The organism is Thioclava sp. DLFJ5-1, assembly GCF_002020115.1.
Lineage (GTDB): Bacteria > Pseudomonadota > Alphaproteobacteria > Rhodobacterales > Rhodobacteraceae > Thioclava > Thioclava sediminum.
In genome coordinates, this window is record NZ_MPZU01000001.1 from 291,929 (window position 1) to 313,941 (window position 22,013).

The window sequence follows — 22,013 nt, forward strand, 5'->3', positions numbered from 1 at the left end:
TGGGAGATCGCCTCATCGTTGCTATCTTAAAGGCATGACTGAGGGGATCACCACGATGACGCGCCACCAATTGAGCCATAGCTTTCGCGAACATGTCGCCGATGGCGTCGTCCACGTGCTGGGCGTCGTTTTCGCCGTGGCAGGCGTCAGCGCACTGATCGTCTGGGCATCGCTAGCCGCACCGGCCGGGCGGGTTTGGCCGCTCGCGGTCTATTCGGTGGGGCTGATCGCCTCTTTCTCGCTCTCGGCCGCCTATAACCTCACCCTGCATGCACCGACGCGCGCGGTGCTGCGGCGTTTTGATCACGCGGCGATTTATCTTCTAATTGCAGGCACTTACACGCCGATGGCGCTGATCGGCCTCGGCGGCGTCGCCGGCTGGGCGCTGACCGCGACGGTCTGGGCGCTCGCGACCTTCGGCATCGTGATGAAGCTCGGCTTCTTCCACCGCTCGGAGCGCACGGGGTTCTGGCTCTATCTGGCGATGGGCTGGCTCGGGATGATCGCGATGTGGCCGTTGATCGTGGCCCTCCCCCTGCCCGCGCTGATCCTGCTGGTCGTGGGCGGGCTGACCTATACGGTCGGCGTGATCTTCTACCAGACCGAGCGCATTCCCTTCTCGCGCGCGATCTGGCACGGCCATGTGCTGGCCGCGGCCGCGACGCATTACGCCGCGGTGATCGTGATCTCGCACTGAGCGGGCGTCAGAGCGGCTCGACATCGCCCATGGCGCGGGTCTCGTGGAACTCCGAGACGAAGCGCGCCAGCGCGCCCTCGTCGATCGCCGCGCGCAGGCCTGCCATCAGTTCCTGATAGTAATGCAGGTTGTGCCAGGTCAGCAGCATCCCCGAGATCATCTCGCCGGAGCGGAAGACGTGGTGCAGATAGGCGCGCGAGTAGTTTTGGCAGGCCGGGCAGGTGCAGGCCTCGTCCAAGGGGCGCGGATCGTCGGCGTGGCGGGCGTTCTTGATGTTCACCTGACCGCGGCGGGTCCAGGCTTGACCCGTGCGCCCCGAGCGCGACGGCAGCACGCAATCCATCATGTCGATGCCGCGCTCGACCGCGCCCACGATATCGTCGGGCTTGCCGACGCCCATCAGGTAGCGCGGTTTGTCTTCGGGCAGCATGCCCGTCGCATAGTCGAGCACGCCGAACATCGCCTCTTGCCCCTCGCCCACGGCGAGGCCGCCGACCGCATAGCCCTCGAAGCCGATTTCCTTGAGTTTCTCGGCACTTTCCTCGCGAAGCTCACGCGTCACGCCGCCCTGCTGGATGCCGAACAGCGCATGGCCGGGACGGTCGCCGAAGGCGTCGCGGGAGCGCTGCGCCCACCGCATCGAGAGGCGCATCGACTTCGCCACTTCTTCCTCGGTCGCGGGCAGCGCCGGGCATTCGTCGAAGCACATCACGATATCCGAGCCCAGCAGCTTCTGGATCTCCATCGAGCGTTCGGGCGAAAGAACATGTTTCGAGCCATCGACATGGGAGGCAAAGGTCACGCCTTCCTCGGTCAGCTTGCGCAGAGACGCGAGGCTCATCACCTGAAACCCGCCCGAGTCGGTCAGGATCGGCTTGTCCCAGTTCATGAATTTGTGGAGCCCGCCCAGACGCGCGACCCGCTCCGCACCGGGGCGCAGCATCAGGTGGTAAGTATTGCCCAGCAGAATATCCGCGCCGGTCGCGGCGACGCTTTCGGGCATCATCGCCTTCACGGTCGCGGCGGTGCCCACGGGCATGAAGGCCGGCGTGCGGATTTCGCCGCGGGGCGTCGAGATCGTCCCGGTGCGCGCGGCGCCATCGGTGGCCTTGAGGGTGAAGCTGAACTTGGTCATCTGGGGCTCTCCTTCGGCCCCGGCTGATAGACCCAAAGCGGCGCGAAGGGAAGGCCGCGTGGGGCGCAAGGGCATGGACCGGAATCGCATTTTGGCCTTACGCTAGGGCAAAAGGAGGCTCGCCATGTTTCGTTCCATCCTTCTAACCCTCTGCGCCACGCTCGCGCCGTTCGCCGCGGCTGCGCAAAACCAGCGCATCAGCCATTGCATCGCGATCGCCGATGCCGCGCCGGGGATCGAGTATCTGCACAAGGCCAGCTGGTCCGATCCGGTGCCGGAGCAATCGGTGCGGTTGCATTACATCGACCATTCGATGGTTCTGTTGCAGACCGAGGGCGGGCTGTCAGTCGTGACCGATTTCAACGGCTGGACCGGCGGGGCGCGGTTTGCGCCCGATTACGTCACGATGAACCACGCCCATTCTAGCCACATGACCGATATGATCCCCGAAGGCACGGTGGCCCTGAAAGGCTGGTCAGATCAGTTCGGCATCGCGGCAGAGCACCACCTGGACCTCGGCGAGATGCTGATCCGCAATGTGCCCACCGCGATCCGCAGCTTTGGCGGAGTCGAGGAGAACGGCAACTCGATCTTCGTCTTCGAGGTGGCGGGGCTCTGCATCGGCCATCTGGGGCATCTGCACCACGAGCCCGATCCCGCGCAATATGCGGCGCTGGGGCGGCTCGATGTGGTGATGGCGGCGGTGGATGGCTCGATGACGGTCGATCAGCCGACGATGATCCGCATCCTGAACCGGCTGCGCTCGCGCATCGTGATCCCGGTCCATTGGTTCGGCGAACCGACGCTGCAGAGCTTTCTCGACGGGATGGAAGGCGTCTTCGCGGTGGAGCGACCCGGCGTGAGCGAGGTGATCGTTTCGCTCAGGACCCTGCCGCGCGAACCGACCGTGATGGTGCTGGAGCCAGAGCGACTGCAATAAGCTCCCCTCAACTCTCCGCCTTCTTCTCCCAGCGGCCGCCCTCTTCCGACCAGTAGATCGCTTTCGCGCCCGCGCCGGTCAGGGTCTTCCACTGCCCGCGGGCGTGCTGTACCGCCTGCGGGTCGTTGCCGTCGAAGAGGATCCACACGCGTTTATGGGCGTCGGTCTCCTCCGCTGCGACCTCGGCGCCGTCCACGGCCATCATCGCCTCGCGCCCGTCGCCTGCGGGCGCGGTGCCCAGCAGGATCGGCTGCAGCGCATCATGCGGCCCGCCTGCGACCCCGTGCGGCAGGAAGCTCGCCTCGTTTCCCATCAGCCAGAGCCTCTGGTCGAGCCAGTCTAGCCGCGCGGAATCGGTCCCGCGCAATTCCACCTTCCAACCCTGCTCCACCGCCCGGGAGGCGAGGTTCAGCACCACCTCCTCGAGGCTGGAGCGGGTCAGATGGTAGAAATTGACCTGACCCATCTCAGCCTTCGAACTTGTCGCGGATCAGACGGTCGAGCATGCGCACGCCCCAGCCGGTCGGGCCTTTCGGGGCCAGCGTGGTCTCGTTCGGCGGCAGCGCGACGCCCGCGATGTCGATATGGCACCACGGCACCTCGTCCTTGACGAAGCGCTTCAGGAAGGCAGCCGCGGTGATCGCGCCGCCCCAGCGGTTGCCGACATTGCGCATATCGGCCAGCCGCGATTTCAGCGCCTTGTCATAGGCGGGCTGCAGCGGCATGTGCCACGCGCCCTCGCCCTCGGTCTTCGCCGCTTTAAGAATGTCGGCTACGAACTTGTCGTCATTGGCGAAAAGACCCGCATTCTCGTGGCCGAGCGCAACGATCACGGCCCCGGTCAGCGTGGCGAGATTGACCATCGCCTTGGGCTGGAACCGGTCCTGCGCATACCAGAGCACATCGGCCAGAACGAGGCGGCCCTCCGCATCGGTGTTGATGACTTCGATCGTGTCGCCCTTCATCGAGGTCACGATATCGCCGGGGCGTTGCGCGCGCCCGTCGGGCATGTTCTCGACCAGACCGACGAGGCCCACGACATTCGCCTTCGCCTTGCGCAGCGCCAGCGTGCGCATCACGCCCGAGACGACGCCTGCGCCGCCCATATCCATCGTCATCTCTTCCATGCCCGCGCCGGGCTTGAGCGAGATGCCGCCCGCGTCGAATACGACGCCCTTGCCGACGAGCGCGAAGGGTGCTTCGCCCTCCTCGCCGCCCTTCCACTGCATCACGACCAGCTTGGAGGGCATCTCCGAGCCCATGCCGACGCCCAGAAGCGCGCCCATGCCGAGCTTCTTCATGTCCTCCTCTTCGAGGATTTCGACATCGAGGCCCAGCTCCTGCATCGCGGCGAGGCGGGCTGCAAAATCGTCGGTGGTGAGGATATTGGCGGGCTCGTTGACGAGATCGCGGGTGAAGAACACGCCCTCGGCCAGTGCGGCATGCGGGGCAGCGGCAGCGGCGACCTCTTCGGGCTTGTCGACCATGATCGTCACCGGGCCATAGGCCTTCTTGTCCTCGCCGGTGTGATAGTCGAAGCGATAGGCGCGCAGCGCGAGGCCCAGCGACAGATCGGCGGCGCGCGGATGGTTCTGCGCCACCACGAGCGCGCCCGCCTCGCCCAGTTTGGCCCCGATCGCAGCCCCTGCCTTGCGGGCCTCGTCGGCGCTGGCCTTGCGGTCGAGCCGCACCAGCTGCACCGCTTCGGCGGCGATCGCGGCGGGCCAGCTCAGCTCCATTGCCTCGCCCGCACCCAAGCCCGCGAAGGCTTCCGAGTCCACCGCGCGCTTGATCGCGCCCTTCATCGCCCGGTCCAGCTTGCGCCCGGCCTGACCCAGCTTGCCGTCACCGCCCACGACCAGCGCGATCCGCCCGCTTTGGGTGGCGAAGACCTCCGGATCGGTTTCCTTGAAGGCGATAGCAACAGGTTGGGTCATATGGGGCTCTCCGCAGATGGGACCGGCGCGCGCGTCGGCGGCGCTCGGTCGCGATTGGCATCAAATTGCGCGCGAGCCTAGCCCTGCCTCCGGAAAATGAAAAGCACCCCCGCTGTGCCCTTCCCTCACTTCGCCCGACAGGCTAGAGAAAGGGAAATATTCGGGGGTATTGAGAGGGTCGTGACGCAACTGGACAGATATGTTTTGTCCAAATTGATGGCGCTGTTCGGGTTTTTCGCGCTCGTGCTGGTCTCCGTCTATTGGGTCAACCGGGCTGTGATCATGTTCGACAGCCTGATTTCGGATGGTCAGACCGCAACGGTGGTGCTGGAATTCACCGCGTTGACCTTGCCTTACGTCATCCGCATCGTGCTGCCGGTCGCCGCCTTCGCCGCCACGATCTACGCGTTCAACCGGCTCGATCAGGACAGCGAATTGGTGGTGATGCGTGCCACCGGCACCTCGAACTGGCGGCTGGCGCGTCCGGTGCTGGTCTTCGGGCTGATCGCCTCGGTGATGATGGCGCTTCTGGTGAATTTCCTCGTCCCCGCCGCGAAAGCCCGGCTCGCCGAGCGTCAGCAGGAGGTCGCGCAGAACCTGACCGCGAAATTCCTCACCGAAGGCACGTTCCAGCATCCCGCGCCGGGCATCTCGATCTATATCCGGCGCATTTCCGATCTGGGGGAGTTGCAGGATATCTTCGTCTCCGACAGCCGCTCGGCGCAGACGAGCACGGTCTATACCGCCGACAAGGGCGTGATCGTGAAGACCGAGACGGGGCCGAAACTGATCATGTTCTCGGGCATGGCCCAGACGCTGCGCAAACCCTCGGACCGCCTGTCGGTCACGCGGTTCAGCAATTTCACCTATGATATCGGCTCTTTCCTGAAGGCCGGGAAAGCGCGGGCACCGAAGATCGACGAGATGACGACGCCGCGCCTCGCCGCGATGATGGCCGGGGCCGGTCTGGACGCGACACCGGGCGCGAATAGCGCCAAGGCCGCCCGCGACGCGCTGCGGCTGGAGCTTGCCCGGCGGATCACCCAGCCCCTGCTGGCGCCGATCGCGGCGCTGATCGGCTTCTCGGCGCTGATGATGGGCACGTTTTCGCGCTTCGGCATGTGGCGGCAGATGTCGCTCGCCATTGGCGGGCTGATCGTGGTGCAGGTGCTGCAAAACGCCGCCGAGACGAGTTCCGGGCGCGACCCCTCGCTCTGGCCGAGCCTGATCGCGCCGACGCTGGGCGGGATCGTGATGGTGCTGTTCATGCTGTGGTGGTCGGGGCGTCCGCGCCGTATCCGGCCCAAACGGGAGGCTGCCGCGTGACGCTTGCCCTCTATCTTGCGAAACGGTTCCTCCGCAGCTTCCTGATCGTCGCGGCGAGCTTCTGGGGCATCCTGTTCCTGATCGACGTGGTCGAGGAAATCCGCCGCTTCTCCGATCAGGGGCTGAGCCTGCTGCAGCTCTCGGTGCTCTCTGCGCTCAACATCCCCGAGACGATTTACACCATCCTGCCGCTGATCGTGATGCTGTCGGCGGTGGCGCTGTTCGTCGCACTGGCGCGCAGTTCGGAACTGGTGGTTATCCGGGCGGCGGGCCGGTCCGCGCTGCGGATGCTGGCAGCCCCGATCGCGGCGGCGCTGGTGATTGGTCTACTGGCGCTTCTGGTGGGCAACCCGCTCGTCTCGGCCACTTCGAAACGCTACGAGACGCTCGTCGATCACTACACGTCCGATGGTGGCTCGACCGTCTCGATCGGGCGTGAAGGCGTGTGGATGCGGCAAAGCGCGGGCCTTGCCTCGGACGGCAAGTCGCTGGCGCAGGCGGTGATCCATGCCGAGCGCGCCAATGGCGATGCCACGACCCTGCATGGCGTGACCTTCTTGATCTTCGACCCTAATCGCGGCCCGGTGCGCCGGATCGACGCGAAGACCGCGACGCTGGTGCCGGGCGCATGGCAGTTGCAGGACGTGAAGGACTGGCCGCTGGGCGAATCCACCAATCCCGAGCGCGACGCCACGACCCAAGACAGCCTCTCGCTGCCCTCGGACCTGACGGTCGCCAGCATCCGCGACAGTTTCGGCAAGCCCTCCGCGGTGCCGATCTGGCAACTGCCGGGCTTCATCGCCTCACTGGAAGATGCGGGCTTCTCGGCGCGCCGCCATATCGTGTGGTTCCAGATGGAGCTGGCGCTGCCGGTGCTGCTGGCGGCGATGGTGCTGATCGCGGCGAGCTTCACGATGGATCATGTGCGCTTTGGGGGCATCGGCGCGAAGGTTCTTTTGGCGCTGGCCGCCGGTCTGGGCTTGTTCTTCCTGCGCAATATCGCGCAAGTTCTGGGCGATAACGGACAGATTCCCGTTCTGCTCGCGGCCTGGGCGCCGCCGGTGATCGGGTTGATGCTGCCGCTGGCGCGGCTACTGCACCGGGAGGATGGGTGATGCGGCGGCAAATCGGCGCCTTGGCAGGACGGGCGAGCGCCTTGGCGCTGATCGTCGCGCTTGGCGTGGCGGCTCCGCAGACGGTGCGCGCACAAGACAACACCGCGACCGATGCCGCGACAACGACGCAAGGCGCGGCGATCCCCTCTTCGGACGAACTGGCAACGCTGCTGGCCGACCGGGTCTCGATCCGCAATCAGAACGAGCTGGTCGCAGAGGGCAATGTCGAGGTCTTCTACAAGTCGAACCGGCTTTCGGCCAAGCGCGTGGTCTATGACCAGAAGGAAGACAAGCTCTACCTCGAAGGTCCGATCCGGCTGGTGCAGCCCGGCCAGTCGCAGGCGGTGATCCTCGCCTCGCAGGCGGAGCTGTCCTCGGATCTGCAAAACGGCATCCTGCTCAGCGCCCGGATGGTGATGGCGCGCGAATTGCAGCTCGCCGCCGCCCGGATCGAGCGGCGCGACGGCGCGATCACGATCATGAACAAGGTCGTGGCCTCGTCCTGCGAGGTCTGCCGGACCAATCCGACGCCGCTTTGGGAAATCCGCGCGAGCCGCGTCGTGCATAACGCGACCACGCGGCAGATCGTCTTCGAGGATGCCCAGTTCCGCGCGGCGGGCGTGCCGATCGCCTATCTGCCGCGGCTGCGCCTGCCTGCGCCGGGCGTGCGACGGATGACGGGCTTCCTCGCCCCGCAATTCCGCACCACGAGCGGTCTCGGACCGGGGCTTCTGGTGCCCTATTTCATCGCGCTCGGGCCCAGCCGCGACCTGACGGTGACGCCCTATGTCGCGACCTCGCGCACCGAGACGCTGAACCTGCGCTACCGGCAGGCCTTCAACTGGGGCAAGATGGAATGGTCGGGCGCGCTGAGCAATGACGACATTCGCAGCGGCACGCGTGGCTATCTCTTCGGCGATCTCGAGGCGCAGCTGCCCCGCGAATTCCGCCTGACCGCGCAGCTTCGGCTGGTCAGCGACGACAGCTACCTGCTCAATTACGGGCTCGGCGACGACGACCGGCTTTGGTCGGGTGTCGAGCTCGAACGGGTGCGCCGCGACGAGATGATCTGGACCCGCGTCGGCAATATTCACTCCCTGCGCGCGGATGAGAACAACTCCACCGAACCGATGCTGAGCGGCACCGGCGAATGGATCCGCACCTTCCGCCCCGCCGTGATCGGCGGACAGGGCAGCCTGCGGTTTTCCACCTTGGCAACGCGGCGCGCCTCGAATTCGACGCTCGATCTCAATGGCGACGGACGCCCCGACGGGCGCGACATGGTGCGTGGCTCGCTCACCGCCGACTGGCGGCGCAACTGGCTGTTCGGGCCGGGTATGCTGGGCTCGCTCGAGGCGCAATTCGCGGGCGACATCATCGAGACCAACCAGGATCCCGCCTTCAGCGACACGATCCTGCGCGGCCAACCCACCGTCGCCGCAGAAATCCGCTGGCCCTGGGTGAAGACGAGCGGCCGCGCCGCCTATGTGATCGAGCCAGTGGCGCAGATCGTCTGGGCGCCCGATCATCTGGCGGACGCCCCCAACGAGGACAGCCAGCTGCCCGAATTCGACGGCGGCAACCTGTTCTCGCTGACCCGCTATCCGGGCGAGGATGCGCGCGAGACGGGGCTGCGCGCCAATGTCGGGCTCGGCTGGACGCGCTATGACAGCTCCGGCTGGTCGCTGGGCGTCGCGGCGGGCCGCGTCTTCCGCCAGCGCGATCTGAGCCAGTTCTCGCAGGGCACGGGGCTGTCGGGGACGAAATCCGACTGGCTCCTCGCAACCCATCTGGCCACCGCGAACGGGCTGACGCTGTCGAACCGCGCGCTGTTCGACGATAACTTCTCCGTGTCGCGCGACGAGTTGCGGCTGTCGCGGGCCGGCGACGACTTCAACGTCTCGGCAGGATATCTCTGGCTCGAGAAAAACCCCGCCGAAGGGCGCGACGACAACATGTCGGAACTGATGCTCGACACGGGATGGCGCTGGGGCGACGGCTGGTCGGGAACGCTGAGCACACGCTACGACTTCACCGCCGAGCGCGCCGCGCGCGCCAAGCTCGGCCTGCGCTACCAGACCGAATGCATCGCGGTTGATCTTTCCCTCTCGCGCCGCTTCACGTCATCCACTAGTGTAGCCCCGGAGACCGATTTCGGCCTTTCCGTCCAACTCGTCGGCTTCGGCGCGAGTGGCGGTGCGCCCGCGCGGCGAACCTGCGGAGGGTGAGGCTGAGGATCGCAAAGCGGCCCAGCGGGCCCAGAGGATCAACGAGGCCCAAAGGGCCAAGACTGAACGAGACGAAACGGACAGGCACGCTCATGACGATGATGACCCGACTGCTCACCCTTCTGGCGCTGATGCTCGCCCTGCCTTTCGCCGCAGGGACGGCGCAGGCGCAATCGGGCGGCAGCTTCGCGCCCGTCGTTACCGTCAACGGGATGGGCGTGACCGATTACGAGATCAGCCAGCGCCAGCGCTTCATGCAGCTGCTCAATGCCGGTTCGAATTCCCGTGAGGATGCCGAAAAGGCACTGATCGAAGATCGCCTGCGCGTCTGGGCCGGCAATCGCATCGGCATCAAGCTCGACGAAGCCGCGATCCAGCAGGGCATGGACGAATTCGCGGGCCGCGCGAACATGACCGGCGAGCAATTCGTGCAGGCGCTGCAGAAGGAAGGCGTTGATCCGAACACCTTCCGCAACTTCACCGAGGCCGGTCTCGTCTGGCGTCAGGTGGTCCGGGCGCGCTTCGGGCCGCAGGTGAACATCACGAAAGCGGACATCGACCGCGCGATGAAGCCCGAAAGCCAGACCGGCAAGGGCGTGAAAGTGCTGATCTCCGAGGCGATCGTGCCCGCCCCGCCGGGCCGCGAGCGCGCGGCGATGGGTCAGGCGCGGCAACTGTCGGCCGCCCAGGGCGAAGGCGCCTTCGCAGCGCTCGCCCGTCAATATTCGGCCGCTCCCTCGCGGGATCGCGGCGGGCGTCTGGACTGGATGCCGATCGACAAGCTGCCGCCGCAACTGCGCGGCGTGGTGCTCAAGCTCAAGCCCGGCACGGCGACCCAGCCGATCGAGCTCAAGGGCGCGGTCGCGGTTTTCATGCTGCGTGCGATCGGTGACGGCGATGCGCCGTCGGGTCCGCAGACGCTGAGCTACATGACTTTCGCCATCGGCCAGACCGGCTCGCAGCAATCGGCCAAGATCCAGAGCCAGGTGGCCGCGGCGCGCCAATGCAACCAGCTCTACACGATCGGCAAGGGCTTCCCGCCGAGCGCGCTCACCATGCATGAGGATGTGGCGCAGGCGCAGGTTCCGACCAATGTCGGTCTCGCGCTGTCGCATCTCGACGTGGGCGAGAGCGAAGTGATCCCGCAGGGCGCGAACGATCTTCTGGTGATGCTCTGCGATCGCAAGGTGGCCCCCGAGGGCGACCAGTCGGCCCCCGACCGCGATCAGGTCCGCGCGGCACTGGAGAGCAAGGCGCTCGAAGCCTATGCCAACGGCTACATGGCCGATCTGGAAGCCGACGCGGTGATCGTGCGCAAATGAGCGCCCAGCCGACCGATCGCACCGCGGCCCGTGCGCCCGACCGCCCCGTGATCCTCAGCTGCGGAGATCCCTCGGGGGTTGGCCCCGAGATCGCCGCCCGCGCCTGGGAGCATTGCGGCGCGAAGCTGCCCTTCGTCTGGATCGGCGATCCCGCGCATCTGCCGCGCGGCACCAAGATCCGCGAGATCGACCGTCCCTCCGATGCGCTGCGCCATGCCAGCGCCGGACTGCCGGTGCTGCCGCATCAATTCCCCGCCGCCGCCCTGCCGGGCGAGCCCGACCCCGCCAATGCGAAAGCCGTCATCGACGTGATCGCGCGCGGCGTCGATCTGGTGATGCGCGGCGAAGGCACCGGGCTGACCACCGCGCCGATCAACAAGAAGGCGCTAAAGGACGGGGCTAAGTTCACCTTCCCCGGCCATACCGAATATCTGGCCCATCTCGCGGGCGTCGAGCGGGTGGTGATGATGCTGGCCTCGTCGCGGGTCGACCCGCCGCTGCGCGTGGTGCCCGCCACGATCCACGTCGCGCTCTCCGAGGTGCCGAAACTCCTGACCCCGCAGCTTCTGCGCGAGACGGTGCGGATCACCTATGAAGGGCTGCGGCGCGATTTCGGCTTCTCCGCCCCGCGGATCGCGGTAGCGGGGCTGAACCCCCATGCAGGCGAAGGCGGTGCGATGGGCTCCGAGGAAGGCGACTGGATCGCCGACACGCTCGACGGTCTGCGCGAGGAGGGCTACGCGGTAGCGGGCCCGATGCCCGCCGATACGATGTTCCACGCCCGCGCCCGTCAGACCTACGACGCGGCGATCTGCGCCTATCACGATCAGGCGCTGATCCCGATCAAGACGCTCGATTTCGACGGCGGGGTGAACATCACGCTCGGCCTGCCCTTCGTGCGGACCTCGCCGGATCACGGCACCGCCTATGACATCGCGGGCCAGGGCCGCGCCAACCCCGCCTCGCTGATCGCGGCGCTGGAGATGGCGGCCCGGATGGGGGCCGCGCGTCATGACTGAGGCTGCGTGATGGCGACGATCGACGGGCTACCGCCGCTGCGCGAGGTTCTGCAGACGCATGATCTGGTGGCAAAGAAGAGCCTTGGGCAGAACTTCCTGCTAGATCTGAACCTGACCGCGAAGATCGCACGCTCTGCGGGCGATCTGACGGGCTCGGACGTGCTGGAGGTCGGCCCCGGCCCCGGCGGCCTGACGCGCGGGCTTCTGGCCGAAGGCGCGCGCAAGGTCCTCGCGATCGAGAAAGACATGCGCTGCCTGCCCGCTCTGGCCGAGATCGCCGAGGCCTATCCGGGGCGGCTCGAAGTGATCAATGGCGATGCGCTGCAGATCGATCCGCTCGCGCATCTGACGCCGCCGATCAAGATCGCTGCGAACCTGCCCTATAACGTGGGCACCGAGTTGCTGGTGCGTTGGCTGACGCCGAAAGAGTGGCCGCCCTTCTGGGAAAGCCTGACGCTGATGTTCCAGCGCGAGGTGGCCGAGCGGATCGTGGCGAAGCCGGGCAGCAAGCATTACGGGCGGCTCGCGATCCTCGCGCAGTGGCGTGCCGAGGCGAAAATCGTGATGAGCCTGCCGCCCGAAGCCTTCACGCCCGCGCCAAAGGTTCATTCCGCGGTGGTGCATCTGCGCGCCCTGCCCGAGCCGCGCTATCCGGCCGATGCGGCGACGCTCAGCCGGGTCGTAGCTGCGGGCTTCAACCAGCGCCGCAAGATGCTGCGCGCCTCATTGAAAGGCGTGGCCCCCGATATCGAGGCGAAGCTGGAGCAGGCCGGGATCGCGCCCACCGAGCGCGCCGAACGGGTAACACTGGAGCAGTTCTGCCGGCTTGCGCGCATCGTCGCGGGTCAGGAATGATCCGCCCGGCGCGCGAGGACGACCTGCCGCGCATTGCGGAGATCGCCGAGGCCGCCTTCTCCCGATACATTCCCCGGATCGGCCGCCCACCCGCACCGATGCTCGCCGATCATGCCGCCGAGCTGCCGCATCTCTGGGTCTGCGAGGGAACGAGCGGGGTCGCGGGCTATATCGGGCTCTTTGCGGATGACGGCCCACCGCCCCGGTTGCAGATCGAGCCCGTCGCCGTCGACCCGGCCGCTCAGGGCCAGGGGATCGGGCGGCAGTTGATGGCGTTCGCCGAGGCGCGCGCCCGCGAGATCGGCGCGACAAAGCTGTGGCTTTACGCCAATGCCGCGATGGAGGAGAGCCGCGCGGTCTATGCGCGGCTCGGTTTTATCGAGCGCGACCGCCGGATGGATGGCGGCTATGACCGGGTGTTTCTGGACAAAGACCTGACCGCCTGAGCGCCGCCCCTGCCCCATCATGCAAAAAGGCCCGCCGATCCGGCGGGCCTTTTGCTATCTCTTGTCCGAGGCTTTACTCGCCAGACGCTTTGGGCAGCTCGGCGCTCGCCTCTGCCTTTTCAGCCTTGTCGGCTTTCGGGGCACGGGGCTTGCGCGGGGCGCGCGGACGCTTGGGCTTTTCGGCCTTTTCCGCTTTCTCAGCCTTCTCAGACTGTTCCGCGGGTTTCGGTGCCTCTTCGCTGCTGCGGCTTTCGGGCGTCTCGACGAGGGTGGAATCCTCTTCGAGCTCCAGCTGCGGCATCGGCGGCATCATCTCGGGGCTCTCGGCGCGCTTGTTGCGACCGGAGGACTTCGCCTCGCTGCGCTCTTCGCGACGCTCGGACGTATTGTTGTCCTGAGCTTCACCCTTCGACTGGGCCTCGTTCTGGCCGTCGTCCTGCTGAGCGTGGTTCTGGCCGCTGTTTTGACCGCCCTGCTGACCGTTACCGCCTTGGTTCTGACCACCGTTATTCTGGCCGCCATTGTTCTGGTTGCCATTGTTCTGGTTGTTTTGCTGGCGCTGCTGGTTGCGGGCCTCTTGCTCGCGAGCCTGTTCTTTCTGCGCCTCGCCCAGCATTCGCGTGTAATGCTCTGCGTGCTGCAGGAAGTTCTGTTCGGCCACGCGATCGTTGCCGAGCTGCGCATCGCGCGCAAGCTGAAGATATTTGTCGATGATCTGCTGCGGCGTACCGCGCACCTTGCCTTCGGGGCCGGAGCTGTCGAAGACGCGGTTAACGATATTGCCCATCGACCGTTGACGGTTCGACTTATTGCGCGAACGGGATTTCGAAGATCTCATGGCTTTCGTTTTCTTGGCCCGTTGTCACGGGCTTTTCGGAAATGGCCGCTAATGCGTGGCCTGCGGGCTGAACTGTCACGCTGGGCATACTTGCCCGGTTTCGTTCCTAACACCCGCGCTGTGAAGCTGAGCCGTGCGGTGGATCAATATCCGCCCTGCACAGGCTTGACTAAACATGCGGGGGGCCACCTTTCAAGTCAGAAAATCGGTCAAATCCGCGATTTCCGCCGATTCGCGGGGTTTTCCCCAAGTTTTTGCGCGATTTCGCGCTCAGGAAGCGCCGCAATCCGCCGTATCCCCGGATTTATGCGCCAAAACGACGCGGTCGCGCCCATCGAGATCCTGGCGGGTCTCGATCCGCTCGAAACCTTGTGCGGCGAAGAGGTCACTGACCGCCTGCGCCTGTGTCGGGCCGATCTCCACCGCGAGACGACCGCCCGCCAGCAACCGCGCCCCCGCCCCGAGCGCAATCGCGCGATAGGCGTCGAGCCCGTCGCCGCCGGGGGTCAGCGCCGAGAGCGGCTCCCAGTCGCGCACATCCTGCGAGAGCCCCGCCATCTCGGCTTGAGCGATATAGGGCGGGTTCGAGACGATGAGATCGTAGCGCCCCGGCACATTGGCAAACCAGTCTGAAATCAGAAACTTGGCGCGCGTGGCGACACCGAGCGCCTCGGCATTGGATTTCGCGACCTCCAGCGCGGCGTCCCACAGATCGGTCCCCGTCCCCGCCGCGAAGGGCATGGATTTCAGCAGCGAGATCAGGATGCAACCGGTGCCCGTGCCAAGGTCGAGCGCGTGGACGAAGGGCCGCTCCAGCGCCACCTCGACCAGCAGTTCCGTCTCCGGGCGCGGGTCGAGCGTGTCGCGGGTGACGCGGAATTCATGCCCCCAGAACAGGCGCTTGCCGGTGATCTGGGCGACGGGCTGATGCGCCTCGCGAGCAGTCAGCGCCGTCTCGAACCGGGCGGCTGCGTTTTCGGGCAGCGGGTCTTGCAGCGCGAGCGTCAGCCGATCGGGCGCCACCTGCAACGCATGGGCCAGCAGCCTGCGGGCGTCGGTCTGCGCGCCCTCGATCCCGGCCTCGCGTAATCTCCGGGTGGCTGCGACCAGCGCGTCCTGCGCCCTCACGCCTCCATCTCCGCGAGCTTCGCCGCCTGATCGTCGGCGATCAGCGCGTCGACCACCTCGTCGATCTCGCCTTCCATAACCTTATCAAGGGAATAGAGCGTAAGATTGATCCGGTGATCGGTCAGCCGCCCTTGCGGGAAATTATAGGTCCGGATGCGTTCCGAACGGTCGCCGGAGCCCACCTGAGACTTCCGCGTCTCGGCACGCTCGGAAGCCGCGCGGTCGCGTTCGGCCTCGAAGAGCCGCGCGCGCAGCACCGCCATCGCATTGGCGCGGTTCTGGTGCTGGGATTTCTCCGACGAGGTGACGACGATCCCGGTCGGGATATGGGTGATGCGCACCGCCGAGTCCGTGGTGTTGACGTGCTGGCCGCCCGCCCCGGAGGCCCGCATCGTGTCGATCCGGATGTCATTGGCGGGAATGTCGATATCGACCGCCTCGACCTCGGGCAGAACGGCCACGGTCGCGGCGGAAGTGTGGATGCGCCCCCCGGCCTCGGTTTCGGGCACGCGCTGCACGCGGTGGACGCCGGACTCGTATTTCAGCCGCGCGAAGACGCCCTCGCCCTCGATCCGGGCCACAGCTTCCTTGACGCCGCCCAGCTCGGTCTCGGTCAACTCCATCATCTCGAACCGCCAGCCGTGTTTCTCGGCGTATTTCTGATACATCCGCAGCAGGTTGCCTGCGAAAAGCGCCGCTTCCTCGCCCCCCGTACCGGGGCGGATCTCCAAGATCGCGGGGCGCGCGTCGGCGGCGTCCTTGGGCAAAAGCGCCACACGCAAAGCCTGCTCCATCTCGGGAATGCGGTCTTTGAGGCGCGGCAATTCCTCCTCGGCCAGATCGCGCATTTCCGGATCGGCCATCCACCCCTCTGCCTCTTCCAGATCGGCGCGCGCCTGACGCCAAGCCTCGATCTGGGTCACGACCGGCTTCAATTCGGAATATTCGCGGCTGATCTCGGCGATCTTGGCGGGCTCTGCACCAGCATTGAGCAGCGCCTCGAGGTACTCGAAGCGCGCGAGGATCTGGTCGAGTTTCTCTTCGGGCAACATGGGATCGGTTTGGCGCGAAGCGTGCGGGGCGTCAAGGCAGGAGCGTTGGAGTTAGAGTGTGTTCATGAGGCGGAGGGTCGCGCCCGACCCTTGGGTGGGCGCTTTGCATCCTCGATGGCTGGGCCCTTTATCGCGAAAGCCCGTAACTCAGGCGTACCCGCGATGACGTCGCCAATGCGCCCTCCCGGGGGGAGGGTCGGGCGCGGCCCGGGGCTGGTCGCCCCGCGCGGCATCTTACATCTCGGCGCACCACATCGAAGGGCCGCCCTTCGCCAGCACATATCAGCAGACAGACCACGCCTCCCTTTACGGCTCGGGTCCTATCACCTAGATAAACAGTCGAGTAATTCGATAGGCGCCCGCGCGCGCCCCCGCCGATGAAAGAGGCTTCCATGACCGCCACGCCCGAAGAGCCGCTTGAAGGCACGCCGCTGATCAAGCCCTCGACGACCGATCACCCGCTCTACGAAAGTGTCGTGGAAGCGTGCCGCACCGTCTATGACCCGGAAATTCCGGTGAACATCTATGATCTCGGCCTCGTCTACACGATCGAGATCAGCCCCGAGAATGACGCGAAGGTGATCATGACGCTCACCGCGCCGGGCTGCCCCGTCGCGGGCGAGATGCCGGGCTGGGTTCACGATGCCGTGGCCTGCGTCGGCGGTCTGCGCGATGTCGATGTCGAGATGACCTTCGATCCGCAATGGGGCATGGACATGATGTCGGACGAGGCACGGCTGGAACTGGGCTTCATGTGAGGTCCGGAGGGGGCTCTGCCCCCGCACCCTGCGGGTGCCCCCCGGGATATTTCGGACCAAGAGGAAGGGAGCCACGCGGCTCCCTTTTTGCTTCCTCGCATTTGCGCACAGGGGCGTTGCGCGTAGCTCACCTTGCCCATCGCGCTGCAAGACCCATCTCGTGCTGCCGAACGTCAAACCCGATGAGAGGCCCGACTAGATGACCGACATGGCTGATACGCTTTTCTCCCCCACGAAACTCGGCGCGATCGAGATCGCCAACCGTTTCGTGATGGCCCCGCTGACCCGCAACCGCGCGCCCGATCTGCATCCGACCGACATGACGGTGGAATATTACCGCCAGCGCGCAGGCGCAGGCCTGATTATCACCGAAGGCACGCAGATCTCGCCGATGGGTCAGGGTTATGCTTGGACGCCCGGTATCTATAACGACGCGCAGGTCGCGGGCTGGAAGAAAGTCACCGAGGCCGTGCATGGCGCTGGCGGCAAGATCGTCGCGCAGATCTGGCATGTCGGCCGGATCTCGGTGCCGCAGCTTCTGGATGGGCGCGATCCGGTTGGTCCCTCGGCGATCTCGGCGGAGGCGAAAACCTTCGACGGTGAAGGTTTCGTCGCGACCACCACGCCCCATGCGCTGACGGTCGAAGAGATTGCCGCCACGGTCGAGGATTACCGCAACGCGGCGCGCAACGCGAAAGCGGCGGGCTTCGATGGCGTCGAGATTCACGCCGCGAACGGCTACCTGATCGACCAGTTCCTGCGCGACACTTCGAACAAGCGCGAGGACTCCTATGGCGGTTCGATCGAGAACCGCACCCGCTTCCTGCGCGAAGTGGTGGACGCGGTGGCCGAAATCCTCGGCGCCGAGCGCGTGGGTATCCGCCTTTCGCCTTGGTCGAACGCGAATAACGTCGGCATCGACAGCAACACGGCGGAGTTGTTCGGCGCGGTGGTCGAGTTCCTCAATACCAAGCCGATGGCCTATGTCCACTTCGTGGAAGGCCAGACCGGCGGTCCGCGCGAGTGGCCCGCGGACGGAATCGAAACGCTGCGCGCGAAGTCGAAGGCGCCCTATATCGCCAATAACGGCTACGACAAGGGGATGGCCGAGGCCGCGCTGAAAGAGGGCGCGGCGGCGGTGGCCTTCGGCAAACTGTTCATCGCGAACCCGGACCTGCCGACGCGCTTCGAGAAGGACGCGCCGCTCAACGAGCCGAACCCGGACACGTTCTACGGTGGCGGTGCTGAGGGCTATACGGATTATCCGTTCCTCGATGAATGACGCAGGCCATTTCGCCTGCTAAATAGTTAATGCAGGCATTTTTACTTGCACACGTCCATGCGCAGGCCTTATAACCTGCGCATGGCTTATTTTTGCGTCCTCACCGGCGATATCGTCGCCTCGACCCGGCTCTCGGCCTCCGAGCTGAGCGCGGCGCTCGATGCGATCGAGGGCGCGGCGGCAGTGCTGCGGCCTTCCCTCGGCACTGTGAGCTTTGCCCGAAATCGGGGCGATGGCTGGCAGATCGCGATCACCGAGCCGCGTCTTCAGGCCCGGCTGGCCGTGCTGATCCGGGCCGAGTTGCGGACCTTGGGCGAGGAGTACTCGACCCGGATCGCGATTGCGGAGGGGGATGGCACGCTGCCTGCGGATGGCGACCTGAACGGGGCGTCGGGGCCTGTCTTCACTGCCTCTGGGCAGCTGCTGGATAGCCTCGAGGGCCCGCGCATCGCCCATGCTGCGGGCGGGGCACTTGGCGCGGCGCTGCGGCTGTTCGATCATCTCTCGGAGGAATGGACTCCAGCGCAGGCGCGCGCGATCGCGCCGATGCTGCGCATCAAACCTCCGACCCAGACCGCCGCAGCCTCCGAGATCGGCATCACCCGGCAATCGCTGGCACAGGCCTTGGCAAGCGCGGCGTACCCGGCCATCGTGGAGGCCCTAGCGATGATCGAGGAGACCCCATGATCGAGACTTTCGCGGTGCTTCTCTTCGCCCATTCCTTCACCGATTTCGCGTTTCAAAGCAGCGACATGGCCGCAAAAAAGGCCGGGCGGGACTGGGTTGCGCTGGCCACGCATATCGCGATCCTTGCGGGGTTGACGCTGCTGGTGGGGCTGCAGCTGAGCTGGGCGCTGATCGGGGTGCTGGCGCTGGTCGCGCTCAGCCATCTGGTGATCGACATCGTCAAAAGCTTCGCGCCGCGCGAACAGGCCCTCGCCGCCTTCCTTGGCGATCAGACGGCCCATATCGCCGCGACTGCGCTGATCGCCATCGCCTTCCCGACGTTCTGGGCCAACTCGCTCTGGGTGAACCTCACTTGGCTCCCCGGCGCCCTGACGCTCGCCACCGGGTTATTGATCACCACCCGCGCGGGCGGCTTCGCGGTGGGGATGCTGATGGCGCAATACGAAAACGACGCCCCGCCTCCGGGCCTGCCCCAAGGCGGGCGGATGATCGGGCTGCTCGAGCGCGGGCTGATCTTTCTGCTGGTACTCGCCGGTCAGCCCTCCGGCATCGGCTTTCTGATCGCGGCGAAGTCGATCCTGCGCTTCGAGGCGGTCTCCAAGGACGGGGCGAATCCGAAATCCGAATATGTGATCATCGGCACGCTGGCCTCTTTCGGCTGGGCGCTCGCCGCCTCTTACGCCACGCTCGCGCTTTTGGGACAGCTTCCGCCCCTTGGAATCCTGCCCGTCCCCGACTAAATTAATCGGTGAAGGAGAGCCCCCATGTTCAACGTCCCCGGACAAGATCCCGTCACCCTGACCGACGCCGCCGTCGTGCAGATTGCCAAGCTGATGTCGCGCGAGGATGCGGCCGGCTTCCGCATCGGCGTGAAGAAAGGGGGCTGCGCGGGCATGGAATACACGATGGAGGTCGCGGCCGAGGCCGGGCCGATGGATATCGTCGTCGAGAAGGGCCCCGCCCGTGTGCTGATCGCGCCGATGGCGCAGATGTTCATGCTGGGCACCGAGATCGACTACGAGACCGGCCTTCTGGAATCGGGCTTCAAGTTCCGCAATCCGAACGTGGTCGATGAATGCGGCTGCGGCGAGTCGATCAAGTTCGCCGATATGGAAGCCCCCCAGACCAACGGCTAAGTCTCGCCCCCCGCGCCAATTTGCCCTTTGCGAGCCTGCGCCCCCTGCCCTAATGTCGGCCGCAACGACATCAGGGAGAATAATCGCACATGCGCAAGAAACTGGCCGCCGGCAATTGGAAGATGAACGGGCTCAAGAGCAATCTGGGCGAGGTCACGGCGCTGACCGAAGCGCACCCGTCCCCCGCCTGTGACGTACTCCTGTGCCCGCCCGCGACGCTGATCGGCGCGATGGCCGAGGCCGCTGGCGGCAAGCTCGCGGTCGGCGGGCAGGATTGCCACATGAACGAGAGCGGCGCGCATACCGGCGACATCTCGGCGCAGATGATTGCGGATGCGGGTGGCTCTTACGTCATCGTCGGCCATTCGGAGCGTCGCGCTGACCACCATGAAAGCGACCTGATCGTGCGCGCCAAGGCCGAGGCCGCGATTGGTGCAGGTCTGATCGCGGTGATCTGCGTGGGCGAGACAGAGGCGCAGCGCGACGGCGAACAGACGCTCGACGTGATCGGCGAACAGCTTGCGGGCTCCGTCCCCGATGGTGCGACCGCAGCCAATTGCGTGATCGCCTATGAGCCCGTCTGGGCGATCGGCACGGGCCGCACGCCGACGCTGGAGCAGATCGCCGAGGTGCATGACTTCATGCGCAACACGCTGGTCGCGCGCTTCGCCGACGAGGGCAAAGGGATGCGCCTGCTCTATGGCGGCTCGGTCAAACCCTCCAACGCGGAAGAGATTTTCGCGACTTCCAACGTCGATGGCGCGCTGGTGGGCGGGGCCTCGCTCAAGGCCAGCGATTTCGGCGCGATCATCGCCGCACTGGACGCAAGCTGAGCCAAGTCCCGCTCCGTACCACGGAGGCCACAGACACAAGGGCCGCGCCGCTTTTCAACGCCGCGCGGCCCACGCAATTTCCCCCGCGCCGCCTTGCGGGCGCCGCCCCGATCTCGTATCACGCGGGCCAAGCTTTCAAGAGGATGACAGATGCGCGCCGAGACGCAGAACACCGTCGAACAGATCCGCAAGTCCCTGACCTTGCTGGGCCAGCGGATGGACCTCGAGACCGCGCCGCACCGGATCGAGGAATTCAACGCGATGATCGAAGACCCCACCCTGTGGGACGATCAGGCGCGCGCGCAGAAACTGATGCGCGACCGGCAGCAACTGATGGACAAGTTCGAAACCTATAACCGGATCAAGCAGGATCTGGAGGACAATGTCGAACTGATCGAGATGGGCGAGATGGAAGACGACGAGGAAGTCGTCTCCGAGGCCGAGGCCTCGCTGGCCGCGCTGAAAGAAACCGCCGCGTCGAAAGAGCTCGAAGCGCTGCTCGACGGTGAGGCGGATGCGAATGACACGTTCCTCGAGATCAACGCGGGCGCGGGTGGCACGGAGGCGTGCGACTGGGCCTCGATGCTGCAGCGGATGTATGTCCGCTGGGCCGAGAAACGCGGCTACGAGGTCGAGTTGCAATCCGAAGAACCGGGTGCAGAGGCCGGGATCAAATCCTGCGCCTACAAGATTTCCGGCCCCAACGCTTATGGCTGGCTGAAATCGGAATCGGGCGTGCATCGCCTCGTGCGGATATCGCCCTTCGGCAAGGGCACGCGCGAAACCTCGTTTGCGTCGGTCTGGGTCTATCCGGTGGTCGACGACAATATCGAGATCGAGGTGAACCCCGCCGATATCCGCATCGACACGTTCCGCTCCTCGGGCGCGGGCGGTCAGCACGTCAACACGACCGACTCGGCGGTGCGGATCACCCACCACCCGACCGGGATCGTGGTCACCAGTTCCGAGAAGTCGCAGCACCAGAACCGCGATATCGCGATGAAGGCGCTGAAATCGCGCCTCTATCAGATGGAGCTGGAAAAGCGCACCGCGGCGATCAACGAGGCCCACGAGAACAAGGGCTCGGCCGGCTGGGGCAACCAGATCCGCTCTTACGTGCTGCAGCCCTACCAGATGGTGAAGGACCTGCGCACGCAACACGAGACCTCGGACACGCAGGGCGTGCTCGACGGCGATCTCGACGGGTTCATGGCGGCGACGCTGGCGCTTGGCCTCGAAGGCAAATCCCGCGCCGACGCGCAAGCGGAGAGCTGATCGC

The 22,013-nt window shown here is 65.9% G+C and carries 22 protein-coding genes; 16 read left to right on the forward strand and 6 right to left on the reverse strand.

The window, feature by feature from the left end; genetic code table 11:
* Positions 1-34 precede the first annotated feature (34 nt).
* Positions 35-697 (forward strand): hemolysin III family protein, encoded by a 663-nt coding sequence (locus BMI86_RS01420; RefSeq protein ID WP_341853187.1) that lies wholly within the window; start codon positions 35-37, stop codon positions 695-697.
* A gap of 7 nt (positions 698-704) precedes the next feature.
* Here BMI86_RS01420 and tgt read toward each other — a convergent pair whose 3' ends face one another.
* Complete coding sequence (gene tgt, locus BMI86_RS01425) at positions 705-1,832, reverse strand: tRNA guanosine(34) transglycosylase Tgt (protein WP_078539443.1); 1,128 nt, start codon at positions 1,830-1,832, stop codon at positions 705-707.
* 124 nt (positions 1,833-1,956) lie between these two features.
* On the opposite strand from tgt, the gene BMI86_RS01430 reads away from it, so the two are divergent.
* Entirely contained in the window at positions 1,957-2,772 is an 816-nt protein-coding gene (locus BMI86_RS01430) for an MBL fold metallo-hydrolase (RefSeq protein ID WP_078539444.1), read from the forward strand.
* Between the two features lie 7 nt (positions 2,773-2,779).
* Here BMI86_RS01430 and BMI86_RS01435 read toward each other — a convergent pair whose 3' ends face one another.
* A complete protein-coding gene (locus BMI86_RS01435) occupies positions 2,780-3,238 on the reverse strand; it encodes a DNA polymerase III subunit chi (protein WP_078539445.1) in 459 nt (152 codons plus the stop codon).
* Between the two features lies 1 nt (position 3,239).
* On the reverse strand, positions 3,240-4,709 hold the full coding sequence (locus BMI86_RS01440) for a leucyl aminopeptidase (protein ID WP_078539446.1): 1,470 nt from the start codon (positions 4,707-4,709) through the stop codon (positions 3,240-3,242).
* Between the two features lie 180 nt (positions 4,710-4,889).
* Between BMI86_RS01440 and lptF the strand changes: the two genes are divergently transcribed.
* The 7 genes from lptF to BMI86_RS01475 all read left to right on the forward strand — a co-directional run bounded on the left by lptF (position 4,890) and on the right by BMI86_RS01475 (position 13,020).
* On the forward strand, positions 4,890-6,035 hold the full coding sequence (gene lptF, locus BMI86_RS01445) for an LPS export ABC transporter permease LptF (RefSeq protein ID WP_078539447.1): 1,146 nt from the start codon (positions 4,890-4,892) through the stop codon (positions 6,033-6,035).
* Positions 6,032-7,150, forward strand: a complete 1,119-nt coding sequence (gene lptG, locus BMI86_RS01450; protein WP_078539448.1) for an LPS export ABC transporter permease LptG — start codon at positions 6,032-6,034, stop codon at positions 7,148-7,150. Before lptF ends, lptG begins: the two co-directional genes overlap by 4 nt.
* The gene (gene lptD / locus BMI86_RS01455; protein WP_078539449.1) at positions 7,150-9,378 is read left to right on the forward strand and encodes an LPS assembly protein LptD; all 2,229 of its coding nucleotides are present in this window, start codon (positions 7,150-7,152) and stop codon (positions 9,376-9,378) included. Before lptG ends, lptD begins: the two co-directional genes overlap by 1 nt.
* Before the next feature lie 92 nt (positions 9,379-9,470).
* On the forward strand, positions 9,471-10,700 hold the full coding sequence (locus BMI86_RS01460) for a peptidylprolyl isomerase (protein ID WP_078539450.1): 1,230 nt from the start codon (positions 9,471-9,473) through the stop codon (positions 10,698-10,700).
* Positions 10,697-11,719, forward strand: coding sequence for a 4-hydroxythreonine-4-phosphate dehydrogenase PdxA (pdxA, locus tag BMI86_RS01465; protein WP_078539451.1), 1,023 nt, complete (start codon positions 10,697-10,699; stop codon positions 11,717-11,719). Before BMI86_RS01460 ends, pdxA begins: the two co-directional genes overlap by 4 nt.
* A gap of 9 nt (positions 11,720-11,728) precedes the next feature.
* On the forward strand, positions 11,729-12,574 hold the full coding sequence (gene rsmA, locus BMI86_RS01470; RefSeq protein ID WP_078539452.1) for a 16S rRNA (adenine(1518)-N(6)/adenine(1519)-N(6))-dimethyltransferase RsmA: 846 nt from the start codon (positions 11,729-11,731) through the stop codon (positions 12,572-12,574).
* A complete protein-coding gene (locus BMI86_RS01475) occupies positions 12,571-13,020 on the forward strand; it encodes a GNAT family N-acetyltransferase (protein WP_078539453.1) in 450 nt (149 codons plus the stop codon). The genes rsmA and BMI86_RS01475 overlap by 4 nt, the downstream gene beginning before the upstream one ends.
* Positions 13,021-13,093: 73 nt before the next feature.
* Here BMI86_RS01475 and BMI86_RS01480 read toward each other — a convergent pair whose 3' ends face one another.
* The 3 genes from BMI86_RS01480 to prfA form a co-directional block, all read right to left on the reverse strand.
* Complete coding sequence (locus tag BMI86_RS01480; RefSeq protein ID WP_078539454.1) at positions 13,094-13,858, reverse strand: DUF4167 domain-containing protein; 765 nt, start codon at positions 13,856-13,858, stop codon at positions 13,094-13,096.
* 270 nt (positions 13,859-14,128) lie between these two features.
* Complete coding sequence (gene prmC, locus BMI86_RS01485) at positions 14,129-14,986, reverse strand: peptide chain release factor N(5)-glutamine methyltransferase (protein ID WP_078539455.1); 858 nt, start codon at positions 14,984-14,986, stop codon at positions 14,129-14,131.
* On the reverse strand, positions 14,983-16,038 hold the full coding sequence (gene prfA, locus BMI86_RS01490) for a peptide chain release factor 1 (RefSeq protein WP_078539456.1): 1,056 nt from the start codon (positions 16,036-16,038) through the stop codon (positions 14,983-14,985). Before prfA ends, prmC begins: the two co-directional genes overlap by 4 nt.
* Before the next feature lie 392 nt (positions 16,039-16,430).
* Here prfA and BMI86_RS01495 point away from each other — a divergent pair, with 392 nt between their 5' ends.
* From BMI86_RS01495 to prfB, 7 genes are all read left to right on the forward strand, one after another.
* Positions 16,431-16,796 carry a DUF59 domain-containing protein gene (locus tag BMI86_RS01495; RefSeq protein ID WP_093476840.1) on the forward strand — a complete coding sequence of 122 codons (366 nt, stop codon included), beginning with the start codon at positions 16,431-16,433 and terminating at the stop codon, positions 16,794-16,796.
* Positions 16,797-17,004: 208 nt separating this feature from the next.
* A complete protein-coding gene (locus BMI86_RS01500) occupies positions 17,005-18,078 on the forward strand; it encodes an alkene reductase (protein ID WP_078540397.1) in 1,074 nt (357 codons plus the stop codon).
* Between the two features lie 81 nt (positions 18,079-18,159).
* Complete coding sequence (locus BMI86_RS20825; protein WP_143594657.1) at positions 18,160-18,765, forward strand: MarR family transcriptional regulator; 606 nt, start codon at positions 18,160-18,162, stop codon at positions 18,763-18,765.
* Positions 18,762-19,505 (forward strand): DUF3307 domain-containing protein, encoded by a 744-nt coding sequence (locus BMI86_RS01510; RefSeq protein ID WP_143594658.1) that lies wholly within the window; start codon positions 18,762-18,764, stop codon positions 19,503-19,505. Before BMI86_RS20825 ends, BMI86_RS01510 begins: the two co-directional genes overlap by 4 nt.
* A gap of 24 nt (positions 19,506-19,529) precedes the next feature.
* On the forward strand, positions 19,530-19,901 hold the full coding sequence (locus BMI86_RS01515; protein WP_078539460.1) for an iron-sulfur cluster assembly accessory protein: 372 nt from the start codon (positions 19,530-19,532) through the stop codon (positions 19,899-19,901).
* 89 nt (positions 19,902-19,990) lie between these two features.
* Positions 19,991-20,734, forward strand: a complete 744-nt coding sequence (gene tpiA / locus BMI86_RS01520; RefSeq protein WP_078539461.1) for a triose-phosphate isomerase — start codon at positions 19,991-19,993, stop codon at positions 20,732-20,734.
* A gap of 150 nt (positions 20,735-20,884) precedes the next feature.
* A complete protein-coding gene (prfB, locus tag BMI86_RS01525; RefSeq protein WP_078539462.1) occupies positions 20,885-22,009 on the forward strand; it encodes a peptide chain release factor 2 in 1,125 nt (374 codons plus the stop codon).
* The last annotated feature ends 4 nt before the right edge of the window (positions 22,010-22,013 follow it).

Excerpts from the sequence above, each read along its gene's own strand:
- BMI86_RS01420 (WP_341853187.1), top strand. The coding sequence starts at position 35 with ATGACTGAGGGGATCACCACGATGACGCGCCACCAATTGAGCCATAGC.
- tgt (WP_078539443.1), bottom strand. The coding sequence starts at position 1,832 with ATGACCAAGTTCAGCTTCACCCTCAAGGCCACCGATGGCGCCGCGCGC.
- BMI86_RS01430 (WP_078539444.1), top strand. The coding sequence starts at position 1,957 with ATGTTTCGTTCCATCCTTCTAACCCTCTGCGCCACGCTCGCGCCGTTC.
- BMI86_RS01435 (WP_078539445.1), bottom strand. The coding sequence starts at position 3,238 with ATGGGTCAGGTCAATTTCTACCATCTGACCCGCTCCAGCCTCGAGGAG.
- BMI86_RS01440 (WP_078539446.1), bottom strand. The coding sequence starts at position 4,709 with ATGACCCAACCTGTTGCTATCGCCTTCAAGGAAACCGATCCGGAGGTC.
- lptD (WP_078539449.1), top strand. The coding sequence starts at position 7,150 with ATGCGGCGGCAAATCGGCGCCTTGGCAGGACGGGCGAGCGCCTTGGCG.
- BMI86_RS01460 (WP_078539450.1), top strand. The coding sequence starts at position 9,471 with ATGACGATGATGACCCGACTGCTCACCCTTCTGGCGCTGATGCTCGCC.
- pdxA (WP_078539451.1), top strand. The coding sequence starts at position 10,697 with ATGAGCGCCCAGCCGACCGATCGCACCGCGGCCCGTGCGCCCGACCGC.
- rsmA (WP_078539452.1), top strand. The coding sequence starts at position 11,729 with ATGGCGACGATCGACGGGCTACCGCCGCTGCGCGAGGTTCTGCAGACG.
- BMI86_RS01475 (WP_078539453.1), top strand. The coding sequence starts at position 12,571 with ATGATCCGCCCGGCGCGCGAGGACGACCTGCCGCGCATTGCGGAGATC.
- BMI86_RS01480 (WP_078539454.1), bottom strand. The coding sequence starts at position 13,858 with ATGAGATCTTCGAAATCCCGTTCGCGCAATAAGTCGAACCGTCAACGG.
- prfA (WP_078539456.1), bottom strand. The coding sequence starts at position 16,038 with ATGTTGCCCGAAGAGAAACTCGACCAGATCCTCGCGCGCTTCGAGTAC.
- BMI86_RS01495 (WP_093476840.1), top strand. The coding sequence starts at position 16,431 with ATGACCGCCACGCCCGAAGAGCCGCTTGAAGGCACGCCGCTGATCAAG.
- BMI86_RS01500 (WP_078540397.1), top strand. The coding sequence starts at position 17,005 with ATGGCTGATACGCTTTTCTCCCCCACGAAACTCGGCGCGATCGAGATC.
- BMI86_RS20825 (WP_143594657.1), top strand. The coding sequence starts at position 18,160 with ATGGCTTATTTTTGCGTCCTCACCGGCGATATCGTCGCCTCGACCCGG.
- BMI86_RS01510 (WP_143594658.1), top strand. The coding sequence starts at position 18,762 with ATGATCGAGACTTTCGCGGTGCTTCTCTTCGCCCATTCCTTCACCGAT.
- BMI86_RS01515 (WP_078539460.1), top strand. The coding sequence starts at position 19,530 with ATGTTCAACGTCCCCGGACAAGATCCCGTCACCCTGACCGACGCCGCC.
- tpiA (WP_078539461.1), top strand. The coding sequence starts at position 19,991 with ATGCGCAAGAAACTGGCCGCCGGCAATTGGAAGATGAACGGGCTCAAG.
- prfB (WP_078539462.1), top strand. The coding sequence starts at position 20,885 with ATGCGCGCCGAGACGCAGAACACCGTCGAACAGATCCGCAAGTCCCTG.